This is a genomic window from Lentzea sp. NPDC051208 (assembly GCF_040682435.1).
GTDB classification, from domain to species: Bacteria; Actinomycetota; Actinomycetes; order Mycobacteriales; family Pseudonocardiaceae; genus Lentzea; species Lentzea kristufekii.
The window spans coordinates 69,823-94,995 of the sequence record NZ_JBFBAW010000002.1 but is presented as its reverse complement, the minus strand read 5'-3'; the positions used below and the strand labels follow the sequence as shown (position 1 = coordinate 94,995).

Sequence of the window (25,173 nt, the reverse complement as noted above, 5' to 3'; positions counted from 1 at the left end):
CCGGCAGTGCGGCACCGCGGCCGGTCACACGGCCGCAGTGCCGATCAGTCCGTTGCGCGTCACCAGTGCCGCCAGCTCGGCCTCGGTGAGGTCGCCGGTGCCCTCGGGACGGCGCGGCAGCACCATGTACCGCGACTCGGCGTTCGCGTCCCACACCTCGATCCTGGTGGTCCCGGGCAGCGTCAGCCCGAACTGCTCCAGCACCTCGCGCGGGTGGCTGACCACCTTCGCGCGGTACGCCGGGCTCTTGTACCAGGTGGGGGACGGTCCGAGCAGCGAGAGCGGGTAGCAGCTGCAGAGGGTGCACACGAGGACGTTGTGCACGTCCTCCGTGTTCTCGACGACGTGCAGCCGTTGCACCTGCAGGCCGCCGCCCATCGACAACCCGAGCTCGGGCAACGCCTCGTTCGCGTTGTCCAGCAGCCGCGCCCGGAAGCCGTCGTCGGTCCAGGCCCGGGCTACGACCCGGAACCCGTTGGCGGGGGAGGCCCTGTGCGTGAACGCCTCCAGCACCTGGTCCAGTTCCCGCGGGTCCAGCAGCCCCTTCTCCTCGAGGGCCGCTTCCAGCTCCCGGACGCGCGCGGCGATCGGGGAGTCGTCGTGGTCGTCACTCATCGCTGAGGTAGTCCTCCCAGAGGGACAGCGTCACGCTGTGGTCGCCGTGGCCGAACAGTTCGCGTGCGGAGAACCGCACCAGGTACACCTGCTGTGGCTGCTGGACTCCCCGCGCGCTCAGGTCCGCCAGCGGGTGAACGCCGTCGTGCCCGATCACCGTGCCGAGGCGGCCGCGCGCGTAGTGCGGCAGCCGGGTGTGGTGATCCGGGTCCACTGTGGACGTCCGGACGCGGTCACCGGTCCGGTAGCGCTCAGACAACGCCGCGCTCCTTCAGCAGCGTCTGGATCGCGCGGAACCAGTTCTCGTAGTAGGACGACTCGTGCGACATCGTGCGTTCGACGGCGTCCCGGAACTCGTCCAGGTTGTAGACGCCCCGCACGATCAGCGCGCGGTTCATCGCCATGACGTGGGCTTCCCAGTCGGCGTGGAACGGCGGTTCGTCGAGCTCCTCGACCACGGGCCCGAAGCTGTCCTGGCCGCCGACGTCGTTGATCCTCGGCATGTCACCTCCTCCGCTCAGCCAGATTCTGCGCCGCCTCCCGCCAGTTCGGGAAGTGGAACTCGAATCCGGCCTGCTGGAGCCTGCCCGGAACGACCCGGCGGCTCTTGAGGAGCAGTTCGGTGTCGGTGCGGATCGCGAACGCCCCGATCTCGGCCATCCAGCTCGTCGCGGGCAGTCCGACCGGCACGTGCCAGGCCTCGCGCAGCTCGCGCATGAACTCCCGCTGCGGCACCGGGTTCGGCGCCGCGAGGTTGACCGCGCCCGCGATCGGTTCCCTGATCAGCAGTGCGACCGCCCGCACGAAGTCGTCGTCGTGGATCCACGAGACGTACTGGTGCCCGCCCGCCACGGGCCCGCCCAGGCCGAGCCGCGCCATCCACGACAGGTAGTCGAACACGCCGCCCCTGTCCGGGCTCATCACCATCGCCGCCCGGAGCGCGACCTTGCGCGTGCCCGGCGTGTCGGCCTCGTTCAGCTCGGCCTCCCAGCGCTTGGCGATCTCGACGCTGTAGGTCCAGTAGCCCGGCACGTCCGGTTCGCGTCCGCCGAGAACGCCGGTCTCCTCGTCGTTGGCCGCGTCGAACCGGTGCGAGTAGATCGTCGCCGTGCTCATCTGCAGCCACACCTTCGGCGGGTCGGCCGCCTTCGCGATGGCCTCGCCGACGACCCGCGCGGAGTCCACGCGCGAGCGCATCATCTGCTGCAGGTTCTCCGCCGTGTAGCGGCAGCTCACGCTCCGCCCGGCCAGGTTGATCACGACGTCGGCGCCGTCGACCTCGTCGGCCCACCTGCCGAGCGTGTGGCCGTCCCAGCGCACGCCGGCGCCGCGGCTGATGATCACGACCTCGTGGCCCGCCGCCTCGAACGCGCGGGTCAGCACGCCGCCGACCTGCCCGGTACCGCCTGGAATCACGATCTTCATGTCGTCGCTTCCCCCTCGCGGACGACGCTAGCCCCCGGTCGCTGAGAGCCGTTTCAGCTATGCTCCCGGAAAACGCTCAAACGAACAGGCGGTCGGTCATGCGTGAGTCCAGCGAGGCGCGGCGGCAGCGGATTCTGGCCGTCACGGCGTCGCGGGGCACGGTCAGGGTGAGCGATCTGGCCGGGGAGCTGGACGTTTCGATCGTCACGATCAGGCGCGACGTCGAGGAGCTGGCACGGCTCGGCAAGCTGCGTCGCGGGCATGGCGTAGCGCGCTCGCTCACGCCGATCGAGCAGCCGGAGCCCAGGCAGGCCACGAACGGGGCGATCGCGCTGGTCGTGCCGGAGCGGCACACGTACCTCTACGAGACGATGAACGGCGCCCGCAAGGCCCTCGAAGAGGCCGGCATGCGGGTCGTCCTGCACATCGCGCCGCAGGTCAGGGGCGCGGAACGGCCCATCGTCGAGAAGGCGCTGACCGAGCCGGTGCAGGGGCTGCTGATGGCGCCGCGGTGGCGCACGTCCGAGGAGGAGACCGAGGACGACTGGCTCGCGGACACGGGCGTGCCGACCGTCCTCATGGAACGCCGCCCGAGCGGGGGCCTGCGTGCCATGAACTCCGTGTGCTCGGACCACTGGTACGGCATGCATCTGGCCGTGAAGCACCTCACCGACCTCGGTCATCGCCGGATCGTGCTCGCCGCACGCGACGACAGTCCGACGGCGCGGGTGCTGCGCAGGGCGTTCCGCGAGATCTCGGCGGACCTGGAGGACACGGTCACGGTGCGGAGCTCGCCGGACACCGGGCTGGTGGACGTGGTGCGCGAGCGTCGGGCCACGGCGGCGGTGCTGCACGGCGACGAGGACGCGTTGATGCTGGTCCAGCAGATGATGCACGCCGGGATGGAGGTGCCGCGGATGTGCTCGGTCGTGTCGTACGACGACGTGGTCGCGTCGCTCGGCAGCATCCCGCTCACGGCCGTGGCGCCGCCGAAGACCGAGGTCGGCAGGGTCGCCGCCGAGTTGCTGCTCCGCAAGCTGAAGGGCCAGGTCGCGGCCACCGAACGCGTCGAGCTGCTGCCGACGTTGAAGGTCCGCTCATCGACTGAGCGTTTGAACGTTTCTTGACGGCAAACCGATCAGGCGATCAGGATGCGATCCATGCGCCTGAGTCGTCGCACACTTCTCGCGGCGGGTCTCACGGCACCGTTGGCGGCCTGCTCCACTCCGCAACGCCGCGGTGCCGGAGGTCCGGTGGAGATCACGTTCTGGTCGGCCCTGCGCGGTAGTCAGCAGGTCGTCGACGCCTTCAACTCCTCGCAGAACCGCATCCGGGTGGTCTTCCAGCAGATCCCCTCCGGTGGGCAGGGCGGCTACGCCAAGCTCAGCAACGCGGCTCGCGCGGGCAACGCACCGGACATCGCCACGATCGAGTACCCGCAGGTCCCGGGGTACGCGATCGACGGCGTGGCCAGGGACATCACCGACCTCGTGACCGACCGCCTGAAGCAGAAGCTCCTGCCGCAGGCGCTCAAGCTCACGACGTTCGACAACCGCGTGTTCAGCGTCCCGCTCGACGTCGAGCCGATGGTCCTGCACTACCGCGCGGACCTGTTCCACGCCAACGGTTTCGAAGTCCCGACGACCTGGGACGAGTTCGCCGGCCTCGCACGGGCGGTGAGGTCCAGGTTCCCGGACAAGAGGCTCGCGCTCTTCCCCACGGACGGCGGCACGCAGTTCGCCTGCCACGCCTGGCAGGCCGGCGCGCAGTGGTTCGACACCAGCGGTGGCAAGTGGCGCGTGTCCCTCGCCGACGGGCCCACTCAGAAGGTCGCCGCCTACTGGCAGGGGCTCATCGACGAGGACCTGATGTTCCGCAACGCCGGTGACAGCAAGCAGCACGACGCGCAGATCGGCCAGGACCGGGTGATCACCAGGCTGAGCGGCGCGTGGGACGCGGGTGCGCAGATGCGGGCGAGGCCCGCGCAGAAGGGCAAGTGGCGCATCGCCCCCCTGCCGATCTGGGACGAGCAGGTCGTCGGCACGCACGGCGGTTCGACGTTCGCCGTCACCAAGGACTCCGCCGAACCCGAGGCCGCGATGGAGTTCATCGAGTGGCAGTGCACGCATCCGGACGCGCTGACGGCTCGGTTGAAGAGCGGCACCAGCAGTCAGTACCCGGTCGCGCCCGGCCTGGTCGAGACGGGCGCCAAGGCGTTCCCCAGCGAGTACTACGGCGGTCAGGACATCTACCGGCTCTTCCGGCAGGAGGCGGACAAGATCCGCGACGGCTGGGTGTGGGGCCCGCGGATGACCGCCACCCTGAAGGTCATGCAGGACGGGTTCGCGAAGGCCGGTGCCGGGGCCGGCACGCTGATCGACGCGGTGCGGGAAGCGCAGAGCGGCACGATGCCCGACCTGTTGGCACTGGGACTGTCCACTGAGGAGGGTGCGCGGTGAAGGGCAGACTCGCCTGCGCCGTGCTGATGGCGCCGTTCTTCCTCCTGCTGATCACGGTGTTCCTGATCCCGACAGGCACGGCGATCTGGCTCAGCTTCTTCGCCGCCGACCAGCCGGGACTGGGCTTCGGCCCGGAGAACACGGTGTTCGTCGGTCTGCGCAGCTACGGCGCGGTGCTGAGCGACCCGACGTTCCTGGGCAGCCTCCTCACCGTCGTGCTGTACTGCCTGCTCTACATCCCGCTGATGGTCGCCGGCGCGCTCACCCTCGCGCTGCTGCTCGACTCCGGCGTGGCGAAGCTGCGCGGCTGGATGCAGATGGGCCTCTACCTGCCGCACGCCGTTCCGGGCATCATCGCCGCGCTGATCTGGCTCTACCTCTACACACCCGGCCTGAGCCCGATCATCGACCTGTTCGCCAAGGCCGACGTCCAGATCAGCTTCCTCGGCATCGACACCGTCCTGCCGTCGATCGTGAACATCGCCCTGTGGAGCAACCTCGGCTACAACATGGTGATCTTCTACGCCGCGTTGCAGGCCGTGCCGCGCGAGGTCCTGGAAGCGTCCGTCGTGGACGGTGCGGGCCCGGTCGAGCAGGCCCTGCGGATCAAGGCCCCGCTGGTGCGCGGCGCGATCGTCACGGTCGGCATCTTCACCCTGATCTGGGCGCTGCAGCTGTTCACCGAACCCGTGCTGCTCAGCCAGTCCACCCCGATGATCAGCGCCCGGTTCTCGCCGAGCATGTACATCTACGACGCCGCCTTCACCCGCAACAACTACGGCCTCGCCGCGGCCGCGTCCGTGATCCTGCTGGCCTTCACGGTCGCGCTGTCCTACGGCGTCACCCGCTGGACGAACAGGAAGGCCGCCTGATGACCCTCCTCGGCCGTACCACGGTGAACGTGGTCATCGGTGTCTCGGTGCTCTACACCCTGCTGCCGGTGATGTGGCTGGTGCTCGCCGCCACGAAGAACGTCGACGCCCTGTTCAACAGCGACCTCTTCGGCGGCTTCTCGCTGGTGGACAACGTCAAGGACCTGTTCGCGATGGACAAGGGCCTGTACCCGCGCTGGTACCTCAACAGCCTGCTGTACGCCGTGGCCGGCGCGGCGGTCAGCGCGTTCATCTCGATCGCCGCGGGCTACGCGTTCGACAAGTACGCCTTCCGCCACAAGGAGAAGCTCTTCGGGCTCGTGCTCGCGGCGGTCATGGTGCCGCAGACCGTGCTCGCGCTGCCGCTCTACCTGATGGCGTCCGAGGTGGGCCTCGTGAACACGTTCTGGGCGGTGTTCATCCCGGCGCTGTTCAACCCGTTCGGCGTCTACCTCGGCCGGATCTTCGCGCAGGGCTACGTGCCGGACGAGGTGCTGGAGGCCGCCCGCATCGACGGCGCGGGAGACCTCGCCACCTACTTCAAGGTCGCTTTCCGGATGCTGGGACCGGGCGTGGTGACGCTGTTCCTGTTCCAGCTCACCACGATCTGGAACAACTTCTTCCTGCCCATGGTCATGCTGTCCGACCAGTTGCTCTACCCCGTCAGCCTCGGCCTCTACCAGTGGAACAGCTCGGCCACTGTCTCTCCCGAATACTACCCGGTGGTGATCATGGGATCTCTCTTCGCGGTACTGCCGCTGATCCTCGCTTTCATGCTGCTGCAACGGTTCTGGAAGGCCGGCCTGACCGCGGGAGCCGTCAAATGAGGGCCGCGGGCGTGATGTCGGCGGAGGCCGCCGAAGCCGTTCTCACGCCCGTGCTCCACGACCTGCGGGCGGTCTGCGACTTCGCGGGCGTCCGCCCCGACTTCGCCGGGGTCCCCGACGTCGACCTGCTCGTCACGGGCTGGGGCTGCCCGCCGATCACCGCCGAGGTGCTCGCACGGCTGCCTCGCCTGCGGGCGATCGTGCACACCGCCGGCTCGGTCAGGGGCTTCGTCACCGACGCCTGCTGGGAACGCGGCATCGCGGTGTCGTCGGCCGCGCAGGCCAACGCGCTGCCCGTCGCCGAGTACACCGTCGCGATGATCCTGCTCAGCGGCAAGCGGGTGCTCGAACGCGCCCGCGACTACCGCGAGACCCGGCGGATGTCGGTGTACGAGGTGCCCGCCTCGGTGGGCAACTTCGGTGCCACGGTCGGCATCCTGTCCGCGTCGATGGTCGGCCGCCGGGTGATCGAGCTGCTGGCGGCCTACGACTTCCACGTGCTGGTGCACGACCCGTTCGTGGCCGAAGTGGACGGTGCCGAGTCCGTGAGCCTCACCGAGCTGTTCGAGCGCAGCGACGTCGTCAGCGTGCACACGCCGTTGCTGCCGGAGACCACGGGCCTGGTGAGCCGCGAGCTGCTGGGCCTGCTGCGCGACGACGCCGTGCTGATCAACACCGCCCGCGGCGCCGTCGTCGACCAGGACGCCCTGGCGGACGAGGCCGGCCGGATCCGGGCGGTGCTCGACGTGACCGACCCCGAGGTGCTGCCCGCGGACCACCCGTTGTGGCGCAACGACAACGTGCTCATCACGCCCCACCTGGCCGGGTCGCAGGGCAACGAGTGGGGCCGGCTCGGCCGCCACGCCGTGGACGAGGTCCGCAGGTGGGCGGCGGGGGAGCCGTTCGCGACCCCGGTGCCCGCTGATCGAAGGGAACGCATCGCGTGAAGCTGCCAGACCCCGACCACGTCCTCAGCCCCGGCACCGGCCTCACCCGCGAGCACTGGGTGGCCACCGCCGACGGCCTGCTCGCCGCCGCCTGGCGGTACGCGTCCCGCGACCAGGCCTTTCTCGACCTGCCCGGCAGGCCGTCCCGCAGCGGTGTCCGCTCGGACGGCCTGGAGGGGTACGCCCGCACGTTCCTCGCCGCCGCGTTCCGCACCGCGCACGGCGAGGACCCGCACAACTGGCTGGAGCGCTACGCCGCGGGGCTCGCGGCCGGCACGGCGGGGGAGTGGCCCGCGATCTTCGACGTCGGCCAGCCCATGGTCGAGTCGGCCTCCGTGGCGCTGGGCCTGCGCCTCACCAAGCCGTGGCTCTGGGACGAGCTCCCGGAGGCGGTGCAGGACCGCGCCGAGGCCTGGCTCCGGGAGGCGCTGCGGCGCGTTCCCGCAGCCAACAACTGGTACTTCTTCCCGTACACCGTGGCGTCGTTCCTGGAGTCGGCCGGACGCGGTGACGACGAGACCCGCCAGGCCAAGGCCCGCGCGATGGAACTGCTCCAGGGCTGGTATGCCGGCGACGGCTGGTACTCCGACGGCGACGGCCGCGCGTTCGACCACTACAACGGCTGGGCGCTGCACCTCTACCCGGCGCTCGACGCCCACCTCGACGGCCGTCCCGTCACCACGCACCTGCGCGAGCACCTGGAGAGCTTCCACCTGCTGTTCGGCGCGGACGGCGCCCCGCTCTACTTCGGACGGTCGCTCACCTACCGCTTCGCCGCCGCGTCGGCCGTGGCACTGGGCGCGATCACCGGCGAGACGCCGCTGAGTCCCGGCCACTCCCGCCAGCTCATCAGCCGGACCCTCCGCTACTTCCTCGACCGGGGATCGCTGTCCGACGATCTGCTCAGCCTCGGCTGGCACGGCCCGCACGAGGCGAGTCTGCAGGTCTACTCCGGCCCGGCCTCGCCGTACTGGGCGTCCAAGGCGTTCGTCTGCCTGCTCGCCGGCGCGGAGCATCCACTGTGGACAGCGCAGGAGGAGGACCCGGACGAGGACCGGACGCTCGCGCTGCCCGGCCCGGGCTTCCTGATCCAGCGGCACAACGGCGTGACGCGGCTGCACAACCACGGCAGCGACCACGTCCGGCCGTTCGAGGGCGAGTACGCGACCGAGGACGACCCCCTCTACAGCCGCTTCGCCTACTCGACGGCCAGCGGCCCGACCGCAAAGCACAACGTGGCCGACAACCACATCAGCCTGGTCTTCAGGGGCGACCGCAGCGTGCGCAGGCGGATCCACCCGCTGGGCGCGCGGGACAACTGGGCCGCGTCCTGGCACCGCCCGGTGTTCGACGCGCACCAGCCCACCGTGCCGGGACTGCGGATCGAGAGCGTCACGGCGGTCTGGGACGACCAGGAGCTGCGCATCCACCGCGTGATCGGCGCACCGCCCGGCACGAGGGCCGAGCTCACCGGCTGGGCCACGGACCTGAAGTCGTCGCTGGCCGGTGTGCGGGGCTGGACGGGCACGGAGTCGCGTACCGCGCCGCAGGGCACGGCGTTCACCGCCACCGCGAAGGTCCCCGTGCTGACCGCGGACGTCGAGGGCACCGTGACTCTCGCGGCGGTGGCGGTTCTCGACGGCTCCGTCGCGGAAGCGGACTGGGACGCCCGCGTCGACGAGATCCTCCGGCTCACCCTGGACGCCTGACCGGGGTAACGCGGCGGCGGCAGGCTCGATGAAGGGATGTGCGCATCACCCTTCTCGCCGCCGGCGCGTTCCTGCTCGCCGCCTGCACCTCCGAGCCGGAGGCCGCCCCGTCGCAGGTTCCCGCGGCCCCGACGACGGTCGAGCAGCCCGCCGGCACCGGCCCGAACTGCGCGAACGCCAACTCCTCCGTCGTGGGCAAGGCGCTCAACCTGCGGCTGCAGGGCCAGCGGGAGAGCGTCGACAAGGCCGTGACGACGTGCAACTACGTGGGCGCGGGCATGCCGGTCGAGGTGCGGTTCACCACCAACGCGACCGCCGCGACGTTCGCCAAGGGCAGGCCGGAGAAGGCCAGGGCCATCGAGGGTCTGTTCGACGAGGCCTACGAGTCCAGCGCGGGCGGGTCCGAGACCGCCCAGCACACCGTGGCCGCGCGCAAGGGCAAGACCCAGATCGAGGTGATGTCGCCCGCGGGCGTCGAGCCGTCGAAGAAGCTGATCACGGACCTGTTCGGCCGGATCTAGGGCCTGTGTCGAAGTCTGATCCGCGACAGCCGGGCCCGAGGCGGCCCCTGGCGGCACGGCCGGACGACCCACGTACAACACCGGTATGCGGGCCATCCGGCCACACCACCAAAAACCACCTCAAGCGCGACTCTCATCGAACCAGACTTCGACACAGGCCCTAGGGCGTGTCCCGTAAGTCTCGTCCGCGATAGTCGCGGCCGAGGGCCCCGGAGACGGCACCGCCGCAAAGCCCGAATACGCCCGGTATGAGGGCATCGCGGCGGCACCGCCTCCGGGACTCTCGACCGTGACTCTCCTCGAACGGACTTACGGGACACGCCCTAGACCGGTACGTCGAAGAACGACAACACCCGCGCGCCCGGCGCGAGCCACGGCTCCAGCAACGCGTGCGCGCGGTCCGGATCGCGGTGGAACAGCCCGACCCGCACCGCGAACACCAGGTCGAACCGCCGGTCGCCGAGGTTCATGTCCTCCAGCGACGCGATGAGGAACTCGGCCCTGCCCGACGCCACGTACGCGGCGTTGCGGCGGGTCGCGGCCTCGATCATCTTGGTGGAGCGGTCGATCGCGGTGAGCGTGCCGGTGGTGAGCAGCCGGCACACCATCGTGGCGGCCACGCCCTGGCCGCAGCCGATCTCCAGCACCCGGTCGCCGGGCCGGATCGCGAGTTGGCCGACCACATCCCGCAGACGCTCGCTCATGGTCCACATGATGCGGCAGCGCGGCGGGCGGGGCTACTCCCGCAGCCCCGCCGGAACGGTCGTCAGCCCAGGCCGCCCATGTTGACCATCCAGTTGACGCCGAACTTGTCGACGAGGTCGCCGTACTCGTCGCCCCACATCTGCTTCTCCAGCGGCGTCCCGACCTCGCCACCTTCGGCGAGGGCGTTGAAGTAGTCGCGCAGCACCTCTTCGTCGCCCGACAGCGACACCGTGATGCGGGAGCCGGCCTTGTACTCCATGCCGGGCGGCGTGTCGGCGGCCATGATCGTGTAACCGGCCGAGGTCTCCAGCTGCGCGTGCATGATCTGGTCGGCCTGCGGCGTGTCCTGCATGCCGAACTCGCCGAAGGTGCTCATCTTCAGCTCACCGCCGAAGACCGACTGGTAGAACTCCATCGCCTGGCGGGCCTGACCGTCGAAGCTGATGTACGGGTTGAGGCGAGTGGCCACCGGAATCGCTCCTTCTCCGAAGTCGGACACGAATCCTCGCAAAACCTTGGCACACCTACAACCTGAACTTCACCCAAGATGAATTCTATTCAGTGACCCCGGGGTCACCCTGAGCGACCTTGCCCGCGTACACGAGTGTGGCTTCGGGTGTCAGCGGGTGGAACGTCCCGGCGCGCACGTCGCGGTAGGCGCGCTCCAGCGGAGAACGCCGGAAGAACGACCGTCCACCCAGGACCTCCATCGCGAGGTTCACGACCTCGATCGCCTCCACGACGGCCTGGCGCTTGGCCAGCATCACCGTGATGGTCGACGCGGCGTTGGCCGTGTAGTCGTCGCCGAGCTCGTCGATCGAGCCCATCAGCGACCACCACGCGGTGCGCAGCTTGTAGTCCATCAGCCCGATCTGCCGGGTGGCGCTCTTCGACGTCGACCGCACGGCCACGTCCCGCGCGCCCGCCGCGATGCCGAAGTACGTCGCCCCGCAGACCGGTGCGAAGTGGACGACCGCGGCGAACAGGGGTACGCCGAACTCGCCGTAGGGGCGGCGGGCGGCGATCTTCTCGGCCGGGATGAACACGTCCTCCAGCACCACGTCGTGGCTGGCCGTGCCGCGCATGCCGAGCGTGTCCCACGTTTCCTCGATGCGCACGCCGTCGGCGTTCAGCGGGGCGCTGAAGTGCAGCACCTCCTCGCCGAGGACGGCGGAGGTGGCCACGACGTCGGCGCGCGGAGACTGGCTGCAGAACGTCTTGCGCCCGTTCACCAGGAAGCCGCCGTCCACGGGCGTCGCGGTGGTCGTGGGCCACAGCCAGTCCGAGCCGCCGCTGGTCGCGATGACCAGGCCTTCCGCGGCCACGCGTCGCAGCACGCCCTCCGCGTCCGGTGCGCCCTTGCGGCGCCGGTAGCCCTGCATCAGCGTCAGGTACAGGTGCATGGTGACGGCCAGCGCGGTGGCGCCGTCGTGCCGTGCGAGCTCGGCCTGCGCGTAACAGACCTGCCGCATGGTGGCACCGAACCCGCCCAGTTCCTCGGGTACGGCCAACGCCAGGTAGCCCTCCTCGCGCATGGCCTCGTACGCCTCGCTCACGAACGTGGCGTCGCGGTCGTGCTCGGACGCGTTGGCCGCCGCGATGGCACCGATGCGTGCTGCCATCCCTGCGAACTTGTCGTCGCCGTCTCTGGTCACAGTGGGGAACGTGCTGGTCACCCGTGGTGCGTCAAGTGTTGTCATGCGACAAACGTAAGAACGCGCAACCCCCGCGGGTAGTTCTGAAAGTGAACCGGACGGCGGTAACGAAACCCCCGCCGCGACGGAGACTTCCCCTGTGAGGACGTATGCGCAGTACTGCCCGATCGTCCGCGCCGTCGAGGTGCTGGGCGACCGGTGGACGTTGCTGATCGTGCGGGACATGCTCGTCGGTGCCTCGCGCTTCAACGAGCTCTCCCGCGGCCTGCCGGGGCTCTCGCGCGCTCTGCTGTCGCGGCGGCTGCGGCAGCTGGCGACCGCCGGCCTGGTGCAGCGCACCGGCGACGGCTACGCGTTGACGCCGGCCGGGCAGGCGTTGCACCCCTTGGTGTTCGGCCTCGCCGACTGGGGCGCCCGCTACGCGTTCGGCGATCCGCGCGCCGACGAGCTCGACCCCGAGGTGCTGATGTGGTGGATGCACGGCCGCGTCGACACGGGCACGCTGGACAAACGCGCGACCATCGAGGTCCGCATCAACGACCGGCGCCGCACGTTCTGGCTCGTCGTCGAACCCGGTGACGCCTCGATCTGCTACACCGACCCGGGCCTGGAGGTCGACGCGGTGCTGGCATCCGACATCGCCACGCTCTTCCGGATGTGGGAGGGCGAGATCGGCCTGCTCGACGCCGTGCGCGCGGGCACCATCGAGCTGACCGGCCGACGCTGGGTGGTGCGCGGCCTGCCGGAGTGGCTGAAACTCAGCCCGGTCGCGGAGCACGTGCGTGCGGCACGCGCCTGACCAGCGCGAACAAGTTTTTTTGAAGATTTCTGGGCCGTCGTGTCGATCCGGGCTGCTGCCCGTTCGACGCATCAGCGGAAGGACACGACAGCCCAGGAGGAACTCGACATGACCGCCACGATCGCCGCCCCCGCCCGCGTCTCCCGCAAGTCGGCCGCCGCCCGCCACGCCACGCTCGTGACCCGCGTGCTGACCGGCCTGCTGTTCACCGTGACCGGCTTGAACGGGTTCCTGAACTTCATGCCCGCACCGGACCCGAGCACGATGGCACCGGCCGGGGTGGCGTTCACGACGGCGCTCTACGCGACCGGCTACATGCTGCAGCTGTCGTCGGGCGTCCAGCTGGTCGCGGGCCTGCTGCTGGTCGCCGGCCGGTTCGTGCCGCTGGCCCTGGCGATCCTGGCGCCGGTGATCGTGAACATCTTCCTGATCCACGTGTTCCTGGAGCCGGCGGGCATGGGCATGGCGCTCTTCGTGGTCGCCGCCGAGATCGGCCTCGCCTGGGCCTACCGCGACAAGTTCCGGCCGATGCTGCAGGCCCGCTAGACCGCACCGCCGACGTCCCCCGCAGGCCCTGTGCCTGCGGGGGATTTTTCGTTGCGGGACAAGAATTCTGGGCCTGACCGGTCGAATCGGGAGGGTGCCGTTCGACGTATCTGTGAGAGCCGGATACGTTGGAGGGAACGGAAATGTCCACCACCCGCTGCGCCACCGCCGTCCTGCGAGTGCTGGTCCGCGGACGGGTGGTGCCCGTGGCTCTGACCGCGGCGAACCTCCTGCTGGACGCCGGACACGTGGTCACCGCGCTGCTCCTGGCGCTGGCCGAGATCGCCGTGGCGATCGGCTCGCAGGCCGTGCTACCGGGCGATGAACGCGGCCAGCAGCGCCTGCACCTCGTAGACGTCGACGCCCTTGCCGAACTGCTTGGAGATCGGCGCGTCGCCGCCGGAGATCCAGATCTTCAGCTCCGCGTCCATGTCGAAATGACCGGCCGTCTCGACTGAGAACTGCGTGATCGCCTTGTACGGCACCGAGTGGTACTCGACCTTCTTGCCCGTCATGCCCTGCTTGTCGACCAGGATGAGCCTCCGGTCGGTGAACAGGAACGAATCGCGCACCAGCTGGTACGCCGCGTGGATCTGCTCACCCTGCGCCAGCAGCCGCCCGAACTCCTTCGCGGCGTCCCGCGGGTCGAGCTTCGAAGCGTTCCCCATCATTCCGCTGAGAAGTCCCATACGTCCACGTTTACCAGGCTTTCCGAAAGCTTGTCCCGGTACTGGGCCGCTGCTGTCCGGACGTTTCCGGTCCTGCCTCGAAAGTGGATCTCAACAGCCACTCGATCGGGGAGAACGACACGATGCGCAAGCACTTCATCGGAGCCACCGGACTGGTCGGAGCGACCGCTCTGCTCGTCGGATGTTCCAGCGCCCCAGCGCAGACGTCCACGGGATCGGACGAGCGGCCGACGACCGAGCAGATTCAGGCGTTGTTCGCCGACTGGAACGCCTCGCTCGCAACGGGTGACCCCCAGAAAGTTGCCGATCGCTACGCTCCGAACGCGGTTCTGCTGCCCACGGTGTCGAACCAGGTGCGGTCCTCGCGGGCCGAGATCGTCGACTACTTCGAGCACTTCCTGCTCAACGAGCCGAGCGGCACCATCCTCGACTCGCACGTCGCCGTCCTCGACGCCGACGACGCGATCGACGCGGGCACCTACCGGTTCGCGCTCACCAAGGACGGCAAGGCGACGACCGTGGACGCGCGCTACACGTTCGTCTACGAGAAGGTCGGCGGGAAGTGGCTCATCGTGAACCACCACTCGTCGGCGATGCCGGAGCAAGTCTGATCCGCACGCACAACCCGCCGCTCGCCGCCGCCTCCAGCGACACCGAGCCGCCGTCGTCGGTGACGAGCTGCTTCACGATGGCGAGGCCGAGGCCGGACCCGCCCTTGCCGGTGAGGCCCTGGCCGCGCCAGAACCTGTCGAACGCCCGCGCCCGGTCGGCCTCCGGCAGGCCGGGGCCGGCGTCGATGACCTCGACCAGGCCCGGCCGGGTGGTGCGGACGAGGATCGTGGCGCCGTCCGGGGACACCTCCAGCGCGTTGGACAGCACGTTGTCCAGCACCTGCTCGAGGTGTCCCGGCGTGGCGAGCACGCGGATGTCGAAGCCTTCGGCCACCAGGGAGATCGAGCGTTCGTCGGCGGCGGCGCGCCACGCGGTGAACCGCTCCGCGACGACGTCGAGCACCTGCACCGGTTCGGGGTGGGGGACGTCCGCCTCGGCGCGGGCCAGCGCCAGCAGACCGTTGACCAGCCGGGACATCCGCACGATCTCGGCCGCCGCCATCTCGACGTCCTCGCGGACCGTCGGGTCGTCGACGCCGTCGGCCACGTTGTCGAGGCTGAGCCGCAGCGCGGTCAGCGGCGTCCGGAGCTGGTGCGAGGCGTCGCCGATGAACGCGCGTTGCGAGCCGACCAGCGTGCCGATCGTCTCGGTCGCGGTGTTGAGGGTGCGGGCGAGCGTGCGGGTCTCGGGCGGTCCCGTCTCCTCGGCCCGCGCCGTCAGGTCGCCGTCGCGCAGCCTGCCCGCCATCACGTTGAGCTCGCGCAACGGCCGGGTGACCCGCTTCGCCAGCCACAGCCCCAGGAACGCCGCCAGGATCAGCACGCCCACGGCGAGCGCGGCGCGGAACCCCCAGATCTGCCAGAGCCTCTGCGTGATCCGATCGTCCGGATAGGACAGGCGGATCGCACCGACGACCGTGCCGTCGGGCGTCTTCGCCGGAACCGTGAGCTTCAAGCCCTCCGAGTCCCAGACCTTCGACTCCGGCTGGGGTTCGAGGACGTCGATCCGGCCGGGGGTCTGCCGTTCGTAGGCGTCCGCCAAGGCGTTCAACGACCTCGTGTCGCCGGACGCCAGCAGCAACGCGGCCGTGTCGGCCTCGCGCCGGGCGGTGTTCACGGCGTCGTCGTAGAGCTGCTGGTTGAGCGTGAACGCCACCGGCACCGTGAACGCCGCGATCGCCACCGCCACCAGCAGCACGTAGCTCCAGGCGAGCTGGCGGATCACGAGAGCACCAGCCGGAACCCCACGCCCCGCACGGTCTCCAGCGAGGCGGCGTCACCGAGCTTGCGGCGCAGCACGCCGACGTGCACGTCGAGCGTCTTGGTGGGACCGAACCAGTTCTCGTCCCACACCGCCTCCATGATCTGCTCGCGGGTGAACACCGAGCCCGGTTCCTCGGCCAGGAACGCCAGCAGGTCGAACTCCTTCGGCGTCAGCTCGATCTCATCGCCGTCGAGGTGCACTCGCCGTGTGCGCCGATCGATCCGCACCCGCCCGTGCGTCTCCGGTTCGGGCTGGGCGGGCTGCACGCGCCTGAGGACCGCTCGCATCCGTGCGATCACCTCACGCACCCCGAACGGCTTGGTGACGTAGTCGTCGGCACCGATCTCCAGCCCGACCACCCGGTCGACCTCGTCGGACCGCGCGCTGATCACGATGATCGGCACGTCCCCGCGCGCCCGCAGCTCACGGCAGACGTCGAGGCCGTCCATGTCGGGCAGCCCGAGGTCGACGAGCACGAGGGCGAAATCCCCGGCCGTCAGCGCCTCCGCGCCCGTGCGCACCCACGTGGCCTCGAACCCGTAGCGGGACAGTCCGCGCGTCAGCGATTCCGCGATCGGCTCGTCGTCCTCCACCAGCAGCACCCGCATGGGCGGAGATCATTCCACTGATCGGGGCAGGGCATTGCGCAGCCGGATGCCGCTGAACCCCAGGGTGCTCGCCGTCACCTCGTCCCAGAACGGCCACAACCGGGGGAGCACGCGCAGTCCGATGCCCGCCTCCTCGTGCAGCGCGAACAGGTCGCCGACGCGTTCGGCCGGACCGAGCGGCACCACGGGCTCCGTGGCGACGACGGCGTGCCCGCCGCCGGTGCCGTCCTCGCTGAACGGCCGGAACACGCTCGCGGGCAACCGGTACGCGTACAGCTCGACGGTCCGGATCCGCTCCAGCCACCCGTACTCGACGGCGTGCACCCTGGTTCCGCAGCCGGGTCCGATGATCCGGTCGCGGTCCTGCCCGGTGGTGTCCGGTGTCGTCCAGGCCATCGCCCGCGGGCACTGCCGCGGAAACCAGTAGTCGGGGCAGCGATCGGCGTCCACCGCCCACACGTACTCGCCGGGCTGCCGCGCGGTCGCCGCCCGATGCGGGACGAACCGGGTGATCGAAGGATCCTCGGAGAAGTGCAACACCTGACCGGGTTCGGGCCGCATATGGTCATACTGGCGCGCATGCGCAGGCTGACGCTCGCGGTTTTGCTGGTCCTCGCCGGCTGCTCTTCAGGCGGTGCGGACAACACGGTCGGATTCACCGCCGTCGACCTCACGGCCACGCCCGAAGCGTTGGCCACGCACGGCGACATGCTGGTCATCGGCACCCGCCCGTCCGACCACCCCGAGCTCGTCACCCGGACCAAGGACGGCACGGTGTCGAACTCCCGGCTGACCCCGGCGACCCCGTACGGCAAGGAAGCGCACTGGTACGGCATCACCTCCGACGGCACCACGATCACCGGTGTCGGCGGCGAGCGAGGCGGTGCGCACGGCAACGTCCGCTGGAGCGCCTGGACCGGCGACACCCGTGCCATCAACGAGAAACCGCAGGCCTTCAGCACGTTCGGCGGCTACGGCGCGGGCGAGCTGATCGGGCCGGTGCGCACGGCGAAGGGGCCGCTGATCATCGGCACCTGGCAGAGCGCCAAGGCGGGCCTCGACATCGCGGCCTGGACCTACGCCGCCGGCACCTGGACCCGTCAGCCGTCCGCCGGCACCGTCCTCGAAAGCTCGCAGGAGCTCCTCCGGTTCCCGCTGGCCGTCACCCCGGACGGCGACGGCGCGCTCGTGACCGGCTGGCAGATCGCGAAGGGCACCGTGAGCGCCGCGGTCTGGCGGTTCGACGGCACCACCTGGACCACCGCCACCCTCCCGGACGGCGACGCCGCGCTGGCCGCCCGCTGCTGGGACGGCACCTGCCACGTCGTGGGCCGCAGCAAGGGCAAGCTCGCGTGGTGGTCGGGCCCGGACTGGAAGAAGCTCACCACCCCGGACATCCCCGTCGGCGACGACGACAAGCTCGCCGCGCCCGTTCCCGTCAACGGCGTCCCGACGTTGGTCGTCGAGCACGGCGGCGTGAAGCTGGTGTCCGAGAAGGACGAACGCCCGGCGGACGGACCGTCCGGTGCGGTCGTGGCGGCGGAGAAGGTCGGCGACCAAGTGTTCGTGATCGCGGGCGGCCGTCTCTGGCGCCTCGGTCAGGCCGCCTGAGCCATCTGGTCCCGCCGGACTGTGACGTGGTTCACCCCGTTCGGGCGAGCGCCCGGTGAGCTGGACGGGCGTTCGGCCTGCTCCGCATCGATGCAGTCACGGTGCACGCCCGAAGCGCTTCGCAGTGTGATGCCCGGTTTATGATCACATTGCGCTGCTTGTCCCACGTCTTCCGGCGATTCCATTCACCCGGATGCGTCAACATCCATCCGAGGTGAGACAGAACTTCACGGTGAATACGGCGATCCGGCCGCACAATGGTCACGCTTCAGCACACAATTGGCGAGAGTCAACTGTTGATGTGGCAGTTCGGCCGCCCTTTCCTCCACGCATGGGTGACTATGGCCCGGTCAGTGGGCCTCCGCGTATTGGTGGGGGTGGGCAGCGGTCCGCCAGATCGGCGGTTAATCTCTTGCAACTCGTCCACTGCAATCCAGTGTGCCGATGTCGCAACCACCGGGGAGAGGACTGAACACGGGTGGCCGGATTTCTGTTGCGGCGGTTGGTCAACTACGTGGTGCTCGCCCTAGTGGCGACGTTCCTCGCGTTCACGTTGGCCTCCGCCACCTTTGACCCGATCGGGGTGCTGCAACAACGCAACCCACCGCCGCCGGCGGCGTCGATCGAGGCGAAGAAGAGAGACCTCCACCTCGACCAGCCGATCCCGCAGCGGTTCGTCACGTGGATGGGCGGTGTGGTCCAGGGCGACTTCGGTCGCACGATCACCGATCGCCCGATCACGGACGAACTCGGCAGGCGCATCGGCGTGAGTTTGAGGCTGTTCCTGCTCGGCATCACGATCGGCATCCTGTTCGGTGTGCTGCTCGGTGTCGTGAGCGCGATCCGGCAGTACAAGTTCAGCGACTACTTCGCGACCCTGTTCAGCTTCATACTGCTGTCCACACCCGTGTTCGTGCTGGGCACGCTGCTGAAGATGGGCGCGCAAGGGATCAACGACTCGATCGGCACCAACGTGCTGATCTTCGTCGGTGAGACGACACCAGGATTCCAGGGCAACTGGTTCGAGCACCTGGGCGACCGGCTGCAGCACCTGATCGTGCCGACGCTCGCGATCGCGCTCGGCCAGATCGCCTACTACAGCCGCTACCAGCGCTCGTCGATGCTCGACGTGCTCGGCAGCGACTTCCTGCGCACCGCCCAGGCCAAGGGGCTGACCCGCCGCAAGGCGCTGTTCAAGCACGGCCTGCGCACCGCGCTCATCCCGATGGCGACCCTGTTCGCGTTCGGTTTCGGCCTGCTCGTCGTCGGTGGCACGTTCACCGAGCGGATCTTCGGCTGGTTCGGCATGGGTGACTGGCTCGTCACCGGCATCTCGGCGCAGGACACGAACATCACCGCCACGGTGACGCTCTTCGTCGCGGTGTGCGTGCTGTTCTCCGGCTGGCTCGCCGACGTGCTGTACGCCGCGCTCGACCCCCGAATCCGCGTGAACTAGGCAAGGTGACGACGACGTGACCGTGATCCTCAACGAGGGGGACGCCGCCGGAACCACCGGCGCCGCCTCCGGTGGCCCAGTCGACGCGGCGCCCGAACCGGGCAAGGCGATGACGCGTGGCCGGCTGGTGCTCATCCGCTTCATGCGCAACAAGCTGGCGCTGGTCGGCCTGGTGGTCATCATCGGGATGTACCTGATGGCGTTCGTCGGCCCGCTTCTGTCGAAGTGGAGCTACGACACCCAGGACTACACCGCGTTCCTGGAGCCGCCCTACTCCGAGCACATCTTCGGCACCGACAAGATCGGTACCGACATGTTCGCGCTCACCATGCGCGGCCTGCAGAAGTCGTTGATCATCGGCCTGCTCGTGGCGCTGATCTCGACCACCGTGGCCGCGATCGTCGGTGCGGCCGCCGGCTACTTCCTCGGTGTCGCCGACAAGGCGCTCATGTGGGTCGTCGACCTGCTGCTGGTGCTGCCGTCGTTCCTGATCATCGCGATCCTGAGCCCGTGGTTCCGCGGCAAGTCGTGGTTCCTGCTGGTGCTGATGCTCGCGGCGTTCCAGTGGATGATCACCGCCCGCATCGTGCGCGGCATGACGCTGACGCTGAAGGAACGCGAGTTCGTGAAGGCGGCCAAGTTCATGGGCCAGCCCGCACGCAAGATCATCGCCAAGCACATCGTGCCGAACATGGCGTCGCTGCTCATCATCGACGCGACCATCAACGTCGGTTCCGCCGTGCTCGCCGAGACCGGCCTGAGCTACTTCGGGTTCGGCGTCCAGTCGCCCGACGTCTCGCTCGGCACGCTGATCGGCGGCAACGCCGAGTCCGCGACGACCTTCCCCTGGCTGTTCCTGTTCCCGGCGGGCTTCCTCGTCGTGTTCGTGCTGGCGGTGAACTGGGTCGGCGACGGGCTCCGTGACGCGCTCGACCCCACCTCCACGCGCGTGCGCCGCAAGGAGAAGAAGGACACCAAGGAGAAGGCCGCCTGATGACCACCTCGGAGCTCCAGTTCGACACGCCGTCCGACCGTGTCGTCGAGGGACCGGTTCTGCAGGTCGAAGACCTCCACGTGTCCTTCCCGAGCGAGTCCGGCCGCGTCCGGGCCGTGCGCGGCCTGAGCTACCACGTCTCACCCGGCGAGGTCCTCGGCATCGTGGGCGAGTCCGGTTCCGGCAAGTCCGTGTCGTCGCTCGCCGTCATGGGCCTGCTGCCGTCCTCGGCGCGCATCACCGGTTCCATCAAGTTCCAGGGCCGTGAGCTCATCGGCCAGAACGACGCGGAGCTGTCGAAGATCCGCGGCCGCCGCATCTCGATGGTGTTCCAGGACCCGCTGTCCGCGCTGACGCCGGTCTTCACCGTCGGCGACCAGATCGCCGAGGCGATCCTGGTGCACCGCAAGGTGTCCAAGCAGGCGGCGGCGAAGCGCGCCGTGGAGTTGCTCGACCTCGTCGGCATCCCGAACGCCGTCGAGCGGGCCAAGGCGTTCCCGCACGAGTTCTCCGGCGGTATGCGGCAGCGCGCGGTGATCGCGATGGCGATCGCCAACGACCCCGACCTGATCATCGCCGACGAGCCGACCACCGCGCTCGACGTGACGGTGCAGGCGCAGGTGCTGCAGCTGCTCGAGACCGCGCAGGAGGTCACCGGCGCGGGCATCGTGATCATCACCCACGACCTCGGCGTCGTCGCCGGGTTCGCGGACCGCCTGATGGTCATGTACGCGGGCCGCGCCGTCGAAAAGGGCAAGGTCGACGAGATCTACCAGCAGCCGCGCATGCCGTACACGCTCGGCCTGCTCGGCTCGATCCCGCGCCTCGACGTCAGCGAGAAGCAGGCGCTCGTGCCGATCAAGGGCCAGCCGCCGTCGCTCACGGACCTGCCCGACGGCTGTCCGTTCGCCCCGCGCTGCCCGATGGTCGTCGACGCCTGCCACACCGCGGAACCGCCGCTGATGGACGTCGACGGATCCGTCGAGCACGCCGCCGCGTGCATCCGCACCAACGAGATCGCCGCGACCGACGCCGAGGGCGCCGAGGCCGCCGTCGAGATCTTCGGTGCCGAGGTGGCCGCCGAGCCCGAGGTCGCGAAGATCCCGCGCGAGCAGCGCGAGATCGTGCTGGGCCTCGACAACCTCGTCAAGGAGTACCCGGTCAACAAGGGCGTGGTGTTCAAGCGCCGCGTCGGAACCGTGCACGCGGTCGCGGGCATCACGTTCGACATCCGCGAGGGCGAGACCCTGGGCCTCGTCGGCGAGTCGGGCTGCGGCAAGACCACGACGCTGATGGAGATCCTCAACCTCCAGAAGCCCATGGGCGGCGAGATCTCCGTGCTCGGCACCAAGTCGTCCGAAGTGGACGCCAAGCGCCGCTTCGCGATCCGCCGCGACATGTCGGTGGTCTTCCAGGACCCGATGGCGTCGCTCGACCCGCGCCTCACGATCCACGACTGCATCGCCGAGCCGATGCAGGTCCACGGCTACGCCAAGGACGAGATCAACCGGCGCGTGCCGGAGCTGATGAGGCTCGTCGGCCTGCGTCCCGAGCAGCTGTCGCGCTACCCCGGTGAGTTCTCCGGCGGTCAGCGCCAGCGCATCGGCATCGCGCGGGCGCTCGCGCTCGAACCGAAGCTCGTCGTGCTCGACGAGCCGGTGTCGGCGCTGGACGTCTCCATCCAGGCGGGTGTCATCAACCTGCTGGAGGAGCTCAAGTCCAAGCTGGGCCTGGCGTACCTGTTCGTGGCACACGACCTGTCGGTGGTGCGCCACATCGCGGACCGGGTGGCCGTCATGTACCTCGGGAAGATCATCGAGATCGGCGAGGTGAACTCGGTGTTCGAGGCGCCGCGCCACCCGTACACGCAGGCACTGCTGTCGGCGATCCCGATCCCCGACCCCGTCAAGGAGCGTCAGCGGGAGAGGATCCTCCTCACCGGCGACCTGCCGAGCCCGGCGAACCCGCCGTCCGGCTGCCGCTTCCGGACCCGTTGCTTCCTGCACGCGTCGCTGCCTCCCGAGAAGCAGCGCCAGTGCATCGAAGTGGAACCACCGCGCGAAACGCAGGCCCCGGACCACGAGGCCGCCTGCCACTTCGCCCAGATCCGTCAGGTCCTCTGATGCATCCGTCGCCTCAGCAGACCTGCGAGCACGAAGGAACAGTGTCCCCGGCAACTGGTGTCCGGGCACGAGGGAGGTTCACGACAGTGAGTCGACGTACCAAGGTGGGTGTGACCGCGCTTGCCGTCGTCGCCCTCACGCTTACCGCGTGTGGGGGGCCCAGCAACAACGCCAACTCCGGGCTCAAGGGCGCGGACAACGCGATCGGCCAAGCGGACGTCAACCCGCAGGACGCGTCCAAGGTCAAGGACGGCGGCGAGTTCCGCTGGCCGGTCGACCAGTTGCCGGACAACTGGAACTACAACCAGCTCGACGGCACCAACGCCGACGGCCGCCGCATGATCGACACGGTGATGCCGAACCTGTTCAAGCAGAAGCCCGACTCGACGCTCGAGATCAACAAGGACGTTCTCGACGACGCGAAGCTCGCCTCCTCCGATCCGCAGATCCTCGAGTTCAAGATCAACTCGAAGGCCAAGTGGTCGGATGGCACCGCGATCTCGTGGCAGGACTTCGAGGCCATGTGGAAGTCCCTCAACGGCACCGACAAGGCCTTCGAGGTCGCCGGCACCACCGGCTACGAGGACATCGAGAAGGTCGAGAAGGGCGCGTCCGACCAGGACGTCAAGGTGACCTTCAAGAAGAAGTTCGCCGAGTGGAAGGGCACCATCTTCACGCCCCTCTACCCGAAGGCCATGTCCTCCTCCGCGGAGGAGTTCAACAAGGGCTGGGCCGACGCGCCGAAGATCACCGCCGGTCCGTTCAAGATCGGCACGATCGACCGCACCGCCAAGCTCGTGACCGTCGTGCAGGACCCGGCGTGGTGGGGCCCGAAGCCGAAGCTCGAGAAGATCACGTTCCGCCAGGTCGACCGCCCCGCGCTCGCGGACGCGCTCGCCAACGGCCAGATCGACTTCTTCGACATCGGCTCCAGCATCGACAACTTCACGCGTGCCAAGTCGATGCAGGGTGTGACGATCCGCCAGGCGATCACGCCGGACTACTCGCACATCACGTTCAACGGTGCGGACACGTCGATCCTCAAGGACGCGAAGCTCCGCGTCGCGCTGATGCGCGGCATCGACACCAAGACCATCACCAAGGCCCTGCTCGGCCAGATGATCAAGGGCGACGCGCAGGTCACCGGTAACCACTTCTTCCTGCTCGGCTCGGCCGGGTACAAGGACAACTCGGCCGTCGCCTCGTTCGACAAGGAAGCCGCGAAGAAGCAGCTCGACGAGCTGGGCTGGAAGCTCGAGGGCGAGACCCGCAAGAAGGACGGCAAGGAGCTCGTCGTCCGCTACGTCATCCCGACGCCGAACCCCACCTCCGACCAGATCGCGAAGCTCGTGCAGTCGCAGCTGAAGGAGGTCGGCGCCAAGATCGACATCCAGGCCGTGCCCTCGACGGACTTCTTCAAGCAGTTCGTCAACGTCGGCAACTTCGACATGACGGGCTTCCGCTGGCTGTCCTCGGCCACGCCGATCTCGGACAGCAAGGGCATCTACACGCTCGACCCGGCCAGCACCAACCAGAACTACGGCCGGATCGGCTCCGACGAGGTCAACAAGCTGCTGGAGCAGGCCAACGGTGAGCTCGACGACGCCAAGCGCCTGGAGCTGGCCAACGAGGCCGACAAGAAGATCTGGGAGCTGGGCCACCAGCTGCCGCTGTACCAGCTGCCCGGCGCGGTCGCGGTGAAGAGCAACGTCGCCAACTTCGGTGCCGTCGCGTACGCGAACCGTCCGTACGACTACATCAACATGGGCTTCACCGAGTGATGTAGCCGGCTGTCGACGGCCCGGCGGGTCTTTCCGCCGGGCCGTTTCTTTCTGTTTGGAGCTTGCTTTGCTGCGTTCCCGGGTTCGTGCGCTGCGCTACGGGCTGTTCACCACGGCGGTCGTTCTGGTCGTGTGCTCCGTGGTCGCGTTGTTCTCCTGGCTGTCCTATTCGGACGACCGTGCGGTGCTGGCGTCGCTGACGGCCCGTGACACGGGCGAGGTCGTGTCCTTTTCGGACGGTGCGGTCGAGGTGCGCTGGCCGTCCGGCACCGCTCGGGTCGCCTACGAGAACGGTGCACGCGTCGTCGGGAAGCAGACGCAGGTGGCGTTCGACCCCGCGGACCCGTCGCGGGCCGTGATCCCCGGTTCGGACCTGTTCCTGGAGACCGACCGGGCGCTGGGCGGCGTGACGTTCTCCGTCGCGGTGGCGCTGCTGGTGGTCCTCGCCGGTGCCGTGCGGGTTCTGCTGGCGGTGCGTTCGGCACGTGCGCAAGGGACCACGGTGTCGGTGCGGCGCATCCGGCTGCAGTCGGGCCTGATGGTGCGGTCGTGGCTGGAGATCGAGGGGCCGGTCGAGCGCTGGCTGCCCGTCTACTACGACCCGGTGCTAGTGACGCTGCCGTCGCCCACGGACGTCGAACTGCGCGGCGGCCGGGTCGCCGTCGTCGACGGCGTGACCCTCTACCCGTCCGGCCGCCCGGTGACCAAGCACCCGCGCGGCCGCCGGCTCGACAACCCCGTGCACCCCGATCCGGACACGCGCGCGCCGCGCGGCCTGGCCGCCCAGCTGCGGGTCGACGCGGTGTTCATGGTGCCCGCGCCGGTCGTCGGCCTGTTCTGGGCCTACCTGGACGGCAGCGGGTTCACCGGCTGGATCACGGCCACCGTGATCGCCGCGGTGCTGGGCCTGTGGTGGGCCGCCTTGCGGGGTTCCGACCCGTCGTAATGCTTCGTGC

27 protein-coding genes are annotated in these 25,173 nt (G+C 69.2%); 16 read left to right on the top strand and 11 right to left on the bottom strand.

What is annotated here, in order from left to right; translation table 11 throughout:
• Positions 1-24 precede the first annotated feature (24 nt).
• The 4 genes from AB0M48_RS04810 to AB0M48_RS04795 are packed head-to-tail and all read right to left on the bottom strand — an operon-like array spanning position 25 to position 2,040.
• Positions 25-615, bottom strand: coding sequence for a nitrile hydratase subunit alpha (locus AB0M48_RS04810; protein WP_363836002.1), 591 nt, complete (start codon positions 613-615; stop codon positions 25-27).
• Positions 608-874, bottom strand: a complete 267-nt coding sequence (locus AB0M48_RS04805; protein WP_363836001.1) for an SH3-like domain-containing protein — start codon at positions 872-874, stop codon at positions 608-610. The genes AB0M48_RS04810 and AB0M48_RS04805 overlap by 8 nt, the downstream gene beginning before the upstream one ends.
• Positions 867-1,118 carry a hypothetical protein gene (locus AB0M48_RS04800; RefSeq protein WP_363836000.1) on the bottom strand — a complete coding sequence of 84 codons (252 nt, stop codon included), beginning with the start codon at positions 1,116-1,118 and terminating at the stop codon, positions 867-869. The genes AB0M48_RS04805 and AB0M48_RS04800 overlap by 8 nt, the downstream gene beginning before the upstream one ends.
• A 1-nt stretch (position 1,119) precedes the next feature.
• Positions 1,120-2,040, bottom strand: coding sequence for a TIGR01777 family oxidoreductase (locus tag AB0M48_RS04795; RefSeq protein WP_363835998.1), 921 nt, complete (start codon positions 2,038-2,040; stop codon positions 1,120-1,122).
• A 98-nt stretch (positions 2,041-2,138) separates the two neighbouring features.
• On the opposite strand from AB0M48_RS04795, the gene AB0M48_RS04790 reads away from it, so the two are divergent.
• The 7 genes from AB0M48_RS04790 to AB0M48_RS04760 are packed head-to-tail and all read left to right on the top strand — an operon-like array spanning position 2,139 to position 9,375.
• Positions 2,139-3,167 carry a substrate-binding domain-containing protein gene (locus AB0M48_RS04790; protein ID WP_363835997.1) on the top strand — a complete coding sequence of 343 codons (1,029 nt, stop codon included), beginning with the start codon at positions 2,139-2,141 and terminating at the stop codon, positions 3,165-3,167.
• Positions 3,168-3,200: 33 nt separating this feature from the next.
• Entirely contained in the window at positions 3,201-4,499 is a 1,299-nt protein-coding gene (locus AB0M48_RS04785) for an extracellular solute-binding protein (RefSeq protein ID WP_363835995.1), read from the top strand.
• Positions 4,496-5,371, top strand: a complete 876-nt coding sequence (locus AB0M48_RS04780; RefSeq protein WP_363835994.1) for a sugar ABC transporter permease — start codon at positions 4,496-4,498, stop codon at positions 5,369-5,371. Before AB0M48_RS04785 ends, AB0M48_RS04780 begins: the two co-directional genes overlap by 4 nt.
• Positions 5,371-6,198, top strand: coding sequence for a carbohydrate ABC transporter permease (locus AB0M48_RS04775; RefSeq protein ID WP_363835993.1), 828 nt, complete (start codon positions 5,371-5,373; stop codon positions 6,196-6,198). Before AB0M48_RS04780 ends, AB0M48_RS04775 begins: the two co-directional genes overlap by 1 nt.
• Positions 6,195-7,145 (top strand): hydroxyacid dehydrogenase, encoded by a 951-nt coding sequence (locus AB0M48_RS04770; RefSeq protein ID WP_363835992.1) that lies wholly within the window; start codon positions 6,195-6,197, stop codon positions 7,143-7,145. Before AB0M48_RS04775 ends, AB0M48_RS04770 begins: the two co-directional genes overlap by 4 nt.
• A complete protein-coding gene (locus tag AB0M48_RS04765; RefSeq protein ID WP_363835990.1) occupies positions 7,142-8,854 on the top strand; it encodes a DUF2264 domain-containing protein in 1,713 nt (570 codons plus the stop codon). The genes AB0M48_RS04770 and AB0M48_RS04765 overlap by 4 nt, the downstream gene beginning before the upstream one ends.
• 38 nt (positions 8,855-8,892) lie before the next feature.
• Positions 8,893-9,375 (top strand): hypothetical protein, encoded by a 483-nt coding sequence (locus tag AB0M48_RS04760; protein ID WP_363835989.1) that lies wholly within the window; start codon positions 8,893-8,895, stop codon positions 9,373-9,375.
• A 323-nt stretch (positions 9,376-9,698) separates the two neighbouring features.
• Here AB0M48_RS04760 and AB0M48_RS04755 read toward each other — a convergent pair whose 3' ends face one another.
• The 3 genes from AB0M48_RS04755 to AB0M48_RS04745 form a co-directional block, all read right to left on the bottom strand.
• Positions 9,699-10,079 (bottom strand): class I SAM-dependent methyltransferase, encoded by a 381-nt coding sequence (locus AB0M48_RS04755; protein WP_363835988.1) that lies wholly within the window; start codon positions 10,077-10,079, stop codon positions 9,699-9,701.
• Between the two features lie 62 nt (positions 10,080-10,141).
• Positions 10,142-10,549 (bottom strand): VOC family protein, encoded by a 408-nt coding sequence (locus AB0M48_RS04750; RefSeq protein ID WP_363835987.1) that lies wholly within the window; start codon positions 10,547-10,549, stop codon positions 10,142-10,144.
• Between the two features lie 85 nt (positions 10,550-10,634).
• A complete protein-coding gene (locus AB0M48_RS04745) occupies positions 10,635-11,780 on the bottom strand; it encodes an acyl-CoA dehydrogenase family protein (protein ID WP_363835986.1) in 1,146 nt (381 codons plus the stop codon).
• Positions 11,781-11,874: 94 nt separating this feature from the next.
• On the opposite strand from AB0M48_RS04745, the gene AB0M48_RS04740 reads away from it, so the two are divergent.
• Together AB0M48_RS04740 and AB0M48_RS04735 are read left to right on the top strand one after the other, a co-directional pair.
• Positions 11,875-12,534, top strand: coding sequence for a helix-turn-helix domain-containing protein (locus tag AB0M48_RS04740; protein ID WP_363835985.1), 660 nt, complete (start codon positions 11,875-11,877; stop codon positions 12,532-12,534).
• A gap of 108 nt (positions 12,535-12,642) precedes the next feature.
• Positions 12,643-13,080 (top strand): hypothetical protein, encoded by a 438-nt coding sequence (locus tag AB0M48_RS04735; RefSeq protein WP_363835984.1) that lies wholly within the window; start codon positions 12,643-12,645, stop codon positions 13,078-13,080.
• 311 nt (positions 13,081-13,391) lie between these two features.
• Here the strand turns inward: AB0M48_RS04735 and AB0M48_RS04730 are convergent, their stop codons facing one another.
• The gene (locus AB0M48_RS04730) at positions 13,392-13,769 is read right to left on the bottom strand and encodes a PH domain-containing protein (RefSeq protein WP_363835983.1); all 378 of its coding nucleotides are present in this window, start codon (positions 13,767-13,769) and stop codon (positions 13,392-13,394) included.
• Positions 13,770-13,852: 83 nt separating this feature from the next.
• Between AB0M48_RS04730 and AB0M48_RS04725 the strand changes: the two genes are divergently transcribed.
• Positions 13,853-14,380 (top strand): SgcJ/EcaC family oxidoreductase, encoded by a 528-nt coding sequence (locus AB0M48_RS04725; protein ID WP_363835982.1) that lies wholly within the window; start codon positions 13,853-13,855, stop codon positions 14,378-14,380.
• Here the strand turns inward: AB0M48_RS04725 and AB0M48_RS04720 are convergent.
• Genes AB0M48_RS04720 through AB0M48_RS04710 form a run of 3 tightly spaced genes read right to left on the bottom strand, consistent with a single transcriptional unit; the run spans position 14,337 to position 16,813 of the window.
• Positions 14,337-15,605 carry a HAMP domain-containing sensor histidine kinase gene (locus AB0M48_RS04720; RefSeq protein WP_363835981.1) on the bottom strand — a complete coding sequence of 423 codons (1,269 nt, stop codon included), beginning with the start codon at positions 15,603-15,605 and terminating at the stop codon, positions 14,337-14,339. The two genes, AB0M48_RS04725 and AB0M48_RS04720, sit on opposite strands and share 44 nt — an antisense overlap.
• Positions 15,602-16,252, bottom strand: a complete 651-nt coding sequence (locus tag AB0M48_RS04715; protein ID WP_363835980.1) for a response regulator transcription factor — start codon at positions 16,250-16,252, stop codon at positions 15,602-15,604. The genes AB0M48_RS04720 and AB0M48_RS04715 overlap by 4 nt, the downstream gene beginning before the upstream one ends.
• A gap of 9 nt (positions 16,253-16,261) precedes the next feature.
• Positions 16,262-16,813, bottom strand: coding sequence for a DUF6886 family protein (locus AB0M48_RS04710; protein WP_363835979.1), 552 nt, complete (start codon positions 16,811-16,813; stop codon positions 16,262-16,264).
• Positions 16,814-16,831: 18 nt separating this feature from the next.
• On the opposite strand from AB0M48_RS04710, the gene AB0M48_RS04705 reads away from it, so the two are divergent.
• From AB0M48_RS04705 to AB0M48_RS04680, 6 genes are all read left to right on the top strand, one after another.
• The gene (locus tag AB0M48_RS04705; RefSeq protein ID WP_363835978.1) at positions 16,832-17,863 is read left to right on the top strand and encodes a hypothetical protein; all 1,032 of its coding nucleotides are present in this window, start codon (positions 16,832-16,834) and stop codon (positions 17,861-17,863) included.
• A gap of 478 nt (positions 17,864-18,341) precedes the next feature.
• Positions 18,342-19,319, top strand: a complete 978-nt coding sequence (locus AB0M48_RS04700; RefSeq protein WP_090068720.1) for an ABC transporter permease — start codon at positions 18,342-18,344, stop codon at positions 19,317-19,319.
• Positions 19,320-19,335: 16 nt separating this feature from the next.
• Positions 19,336-20,313, top strand: coding sequence for an ABC transporter permease (locus AB0M48_RS04695; protein ID WP_319982847.1), 978 nt, complete (start codon positions 19,336-19,338; stop codon positions 20,311-20,313).
• Positions 20,313-22,436 (top strand): ABC transporter ATP-binding protein, encoded by a 2,124-nt coding sequence (locus AB0M48_RS04690; protein ID WP_363835977.1) that lies wholly within the window; start codon positions 20,313-20,315, stop codon positions 22,434-22,436. The genes AB0M48_RS04695 and AB0M48_RS04690 overlap by 1 nt, the downstream gene beginning before the upstream one ends.
• A gap of 110 nt (positions 22,437-22,546) precedes the next feature.
• Complete coding sequence (locus tag AB0M48_RS04685; RefSeq protein ID WP_363835976.1) at positions 22,547-24,217, top strand: ABC transporter family substrate-binding protein; 1,671 nt, start codon at positions 22,547-22,549, stop codon at positions 24,215-24,217.
• Positions 24,218-24,284: 67 nt separating this feature from the next.
• On the top strand, positions 24,285-25,163 hold the full coding sequence (locus tag AB0M48_RS04680; RefSeq protein WP_363835975.1) for a hypothetical protein: 879 nt from the start codon (positions 24,285-24,287) through the stop codon (positions 25,161-25,163).
• Positions 25,164-25,173: the final 10 nt, after the last annotated feature.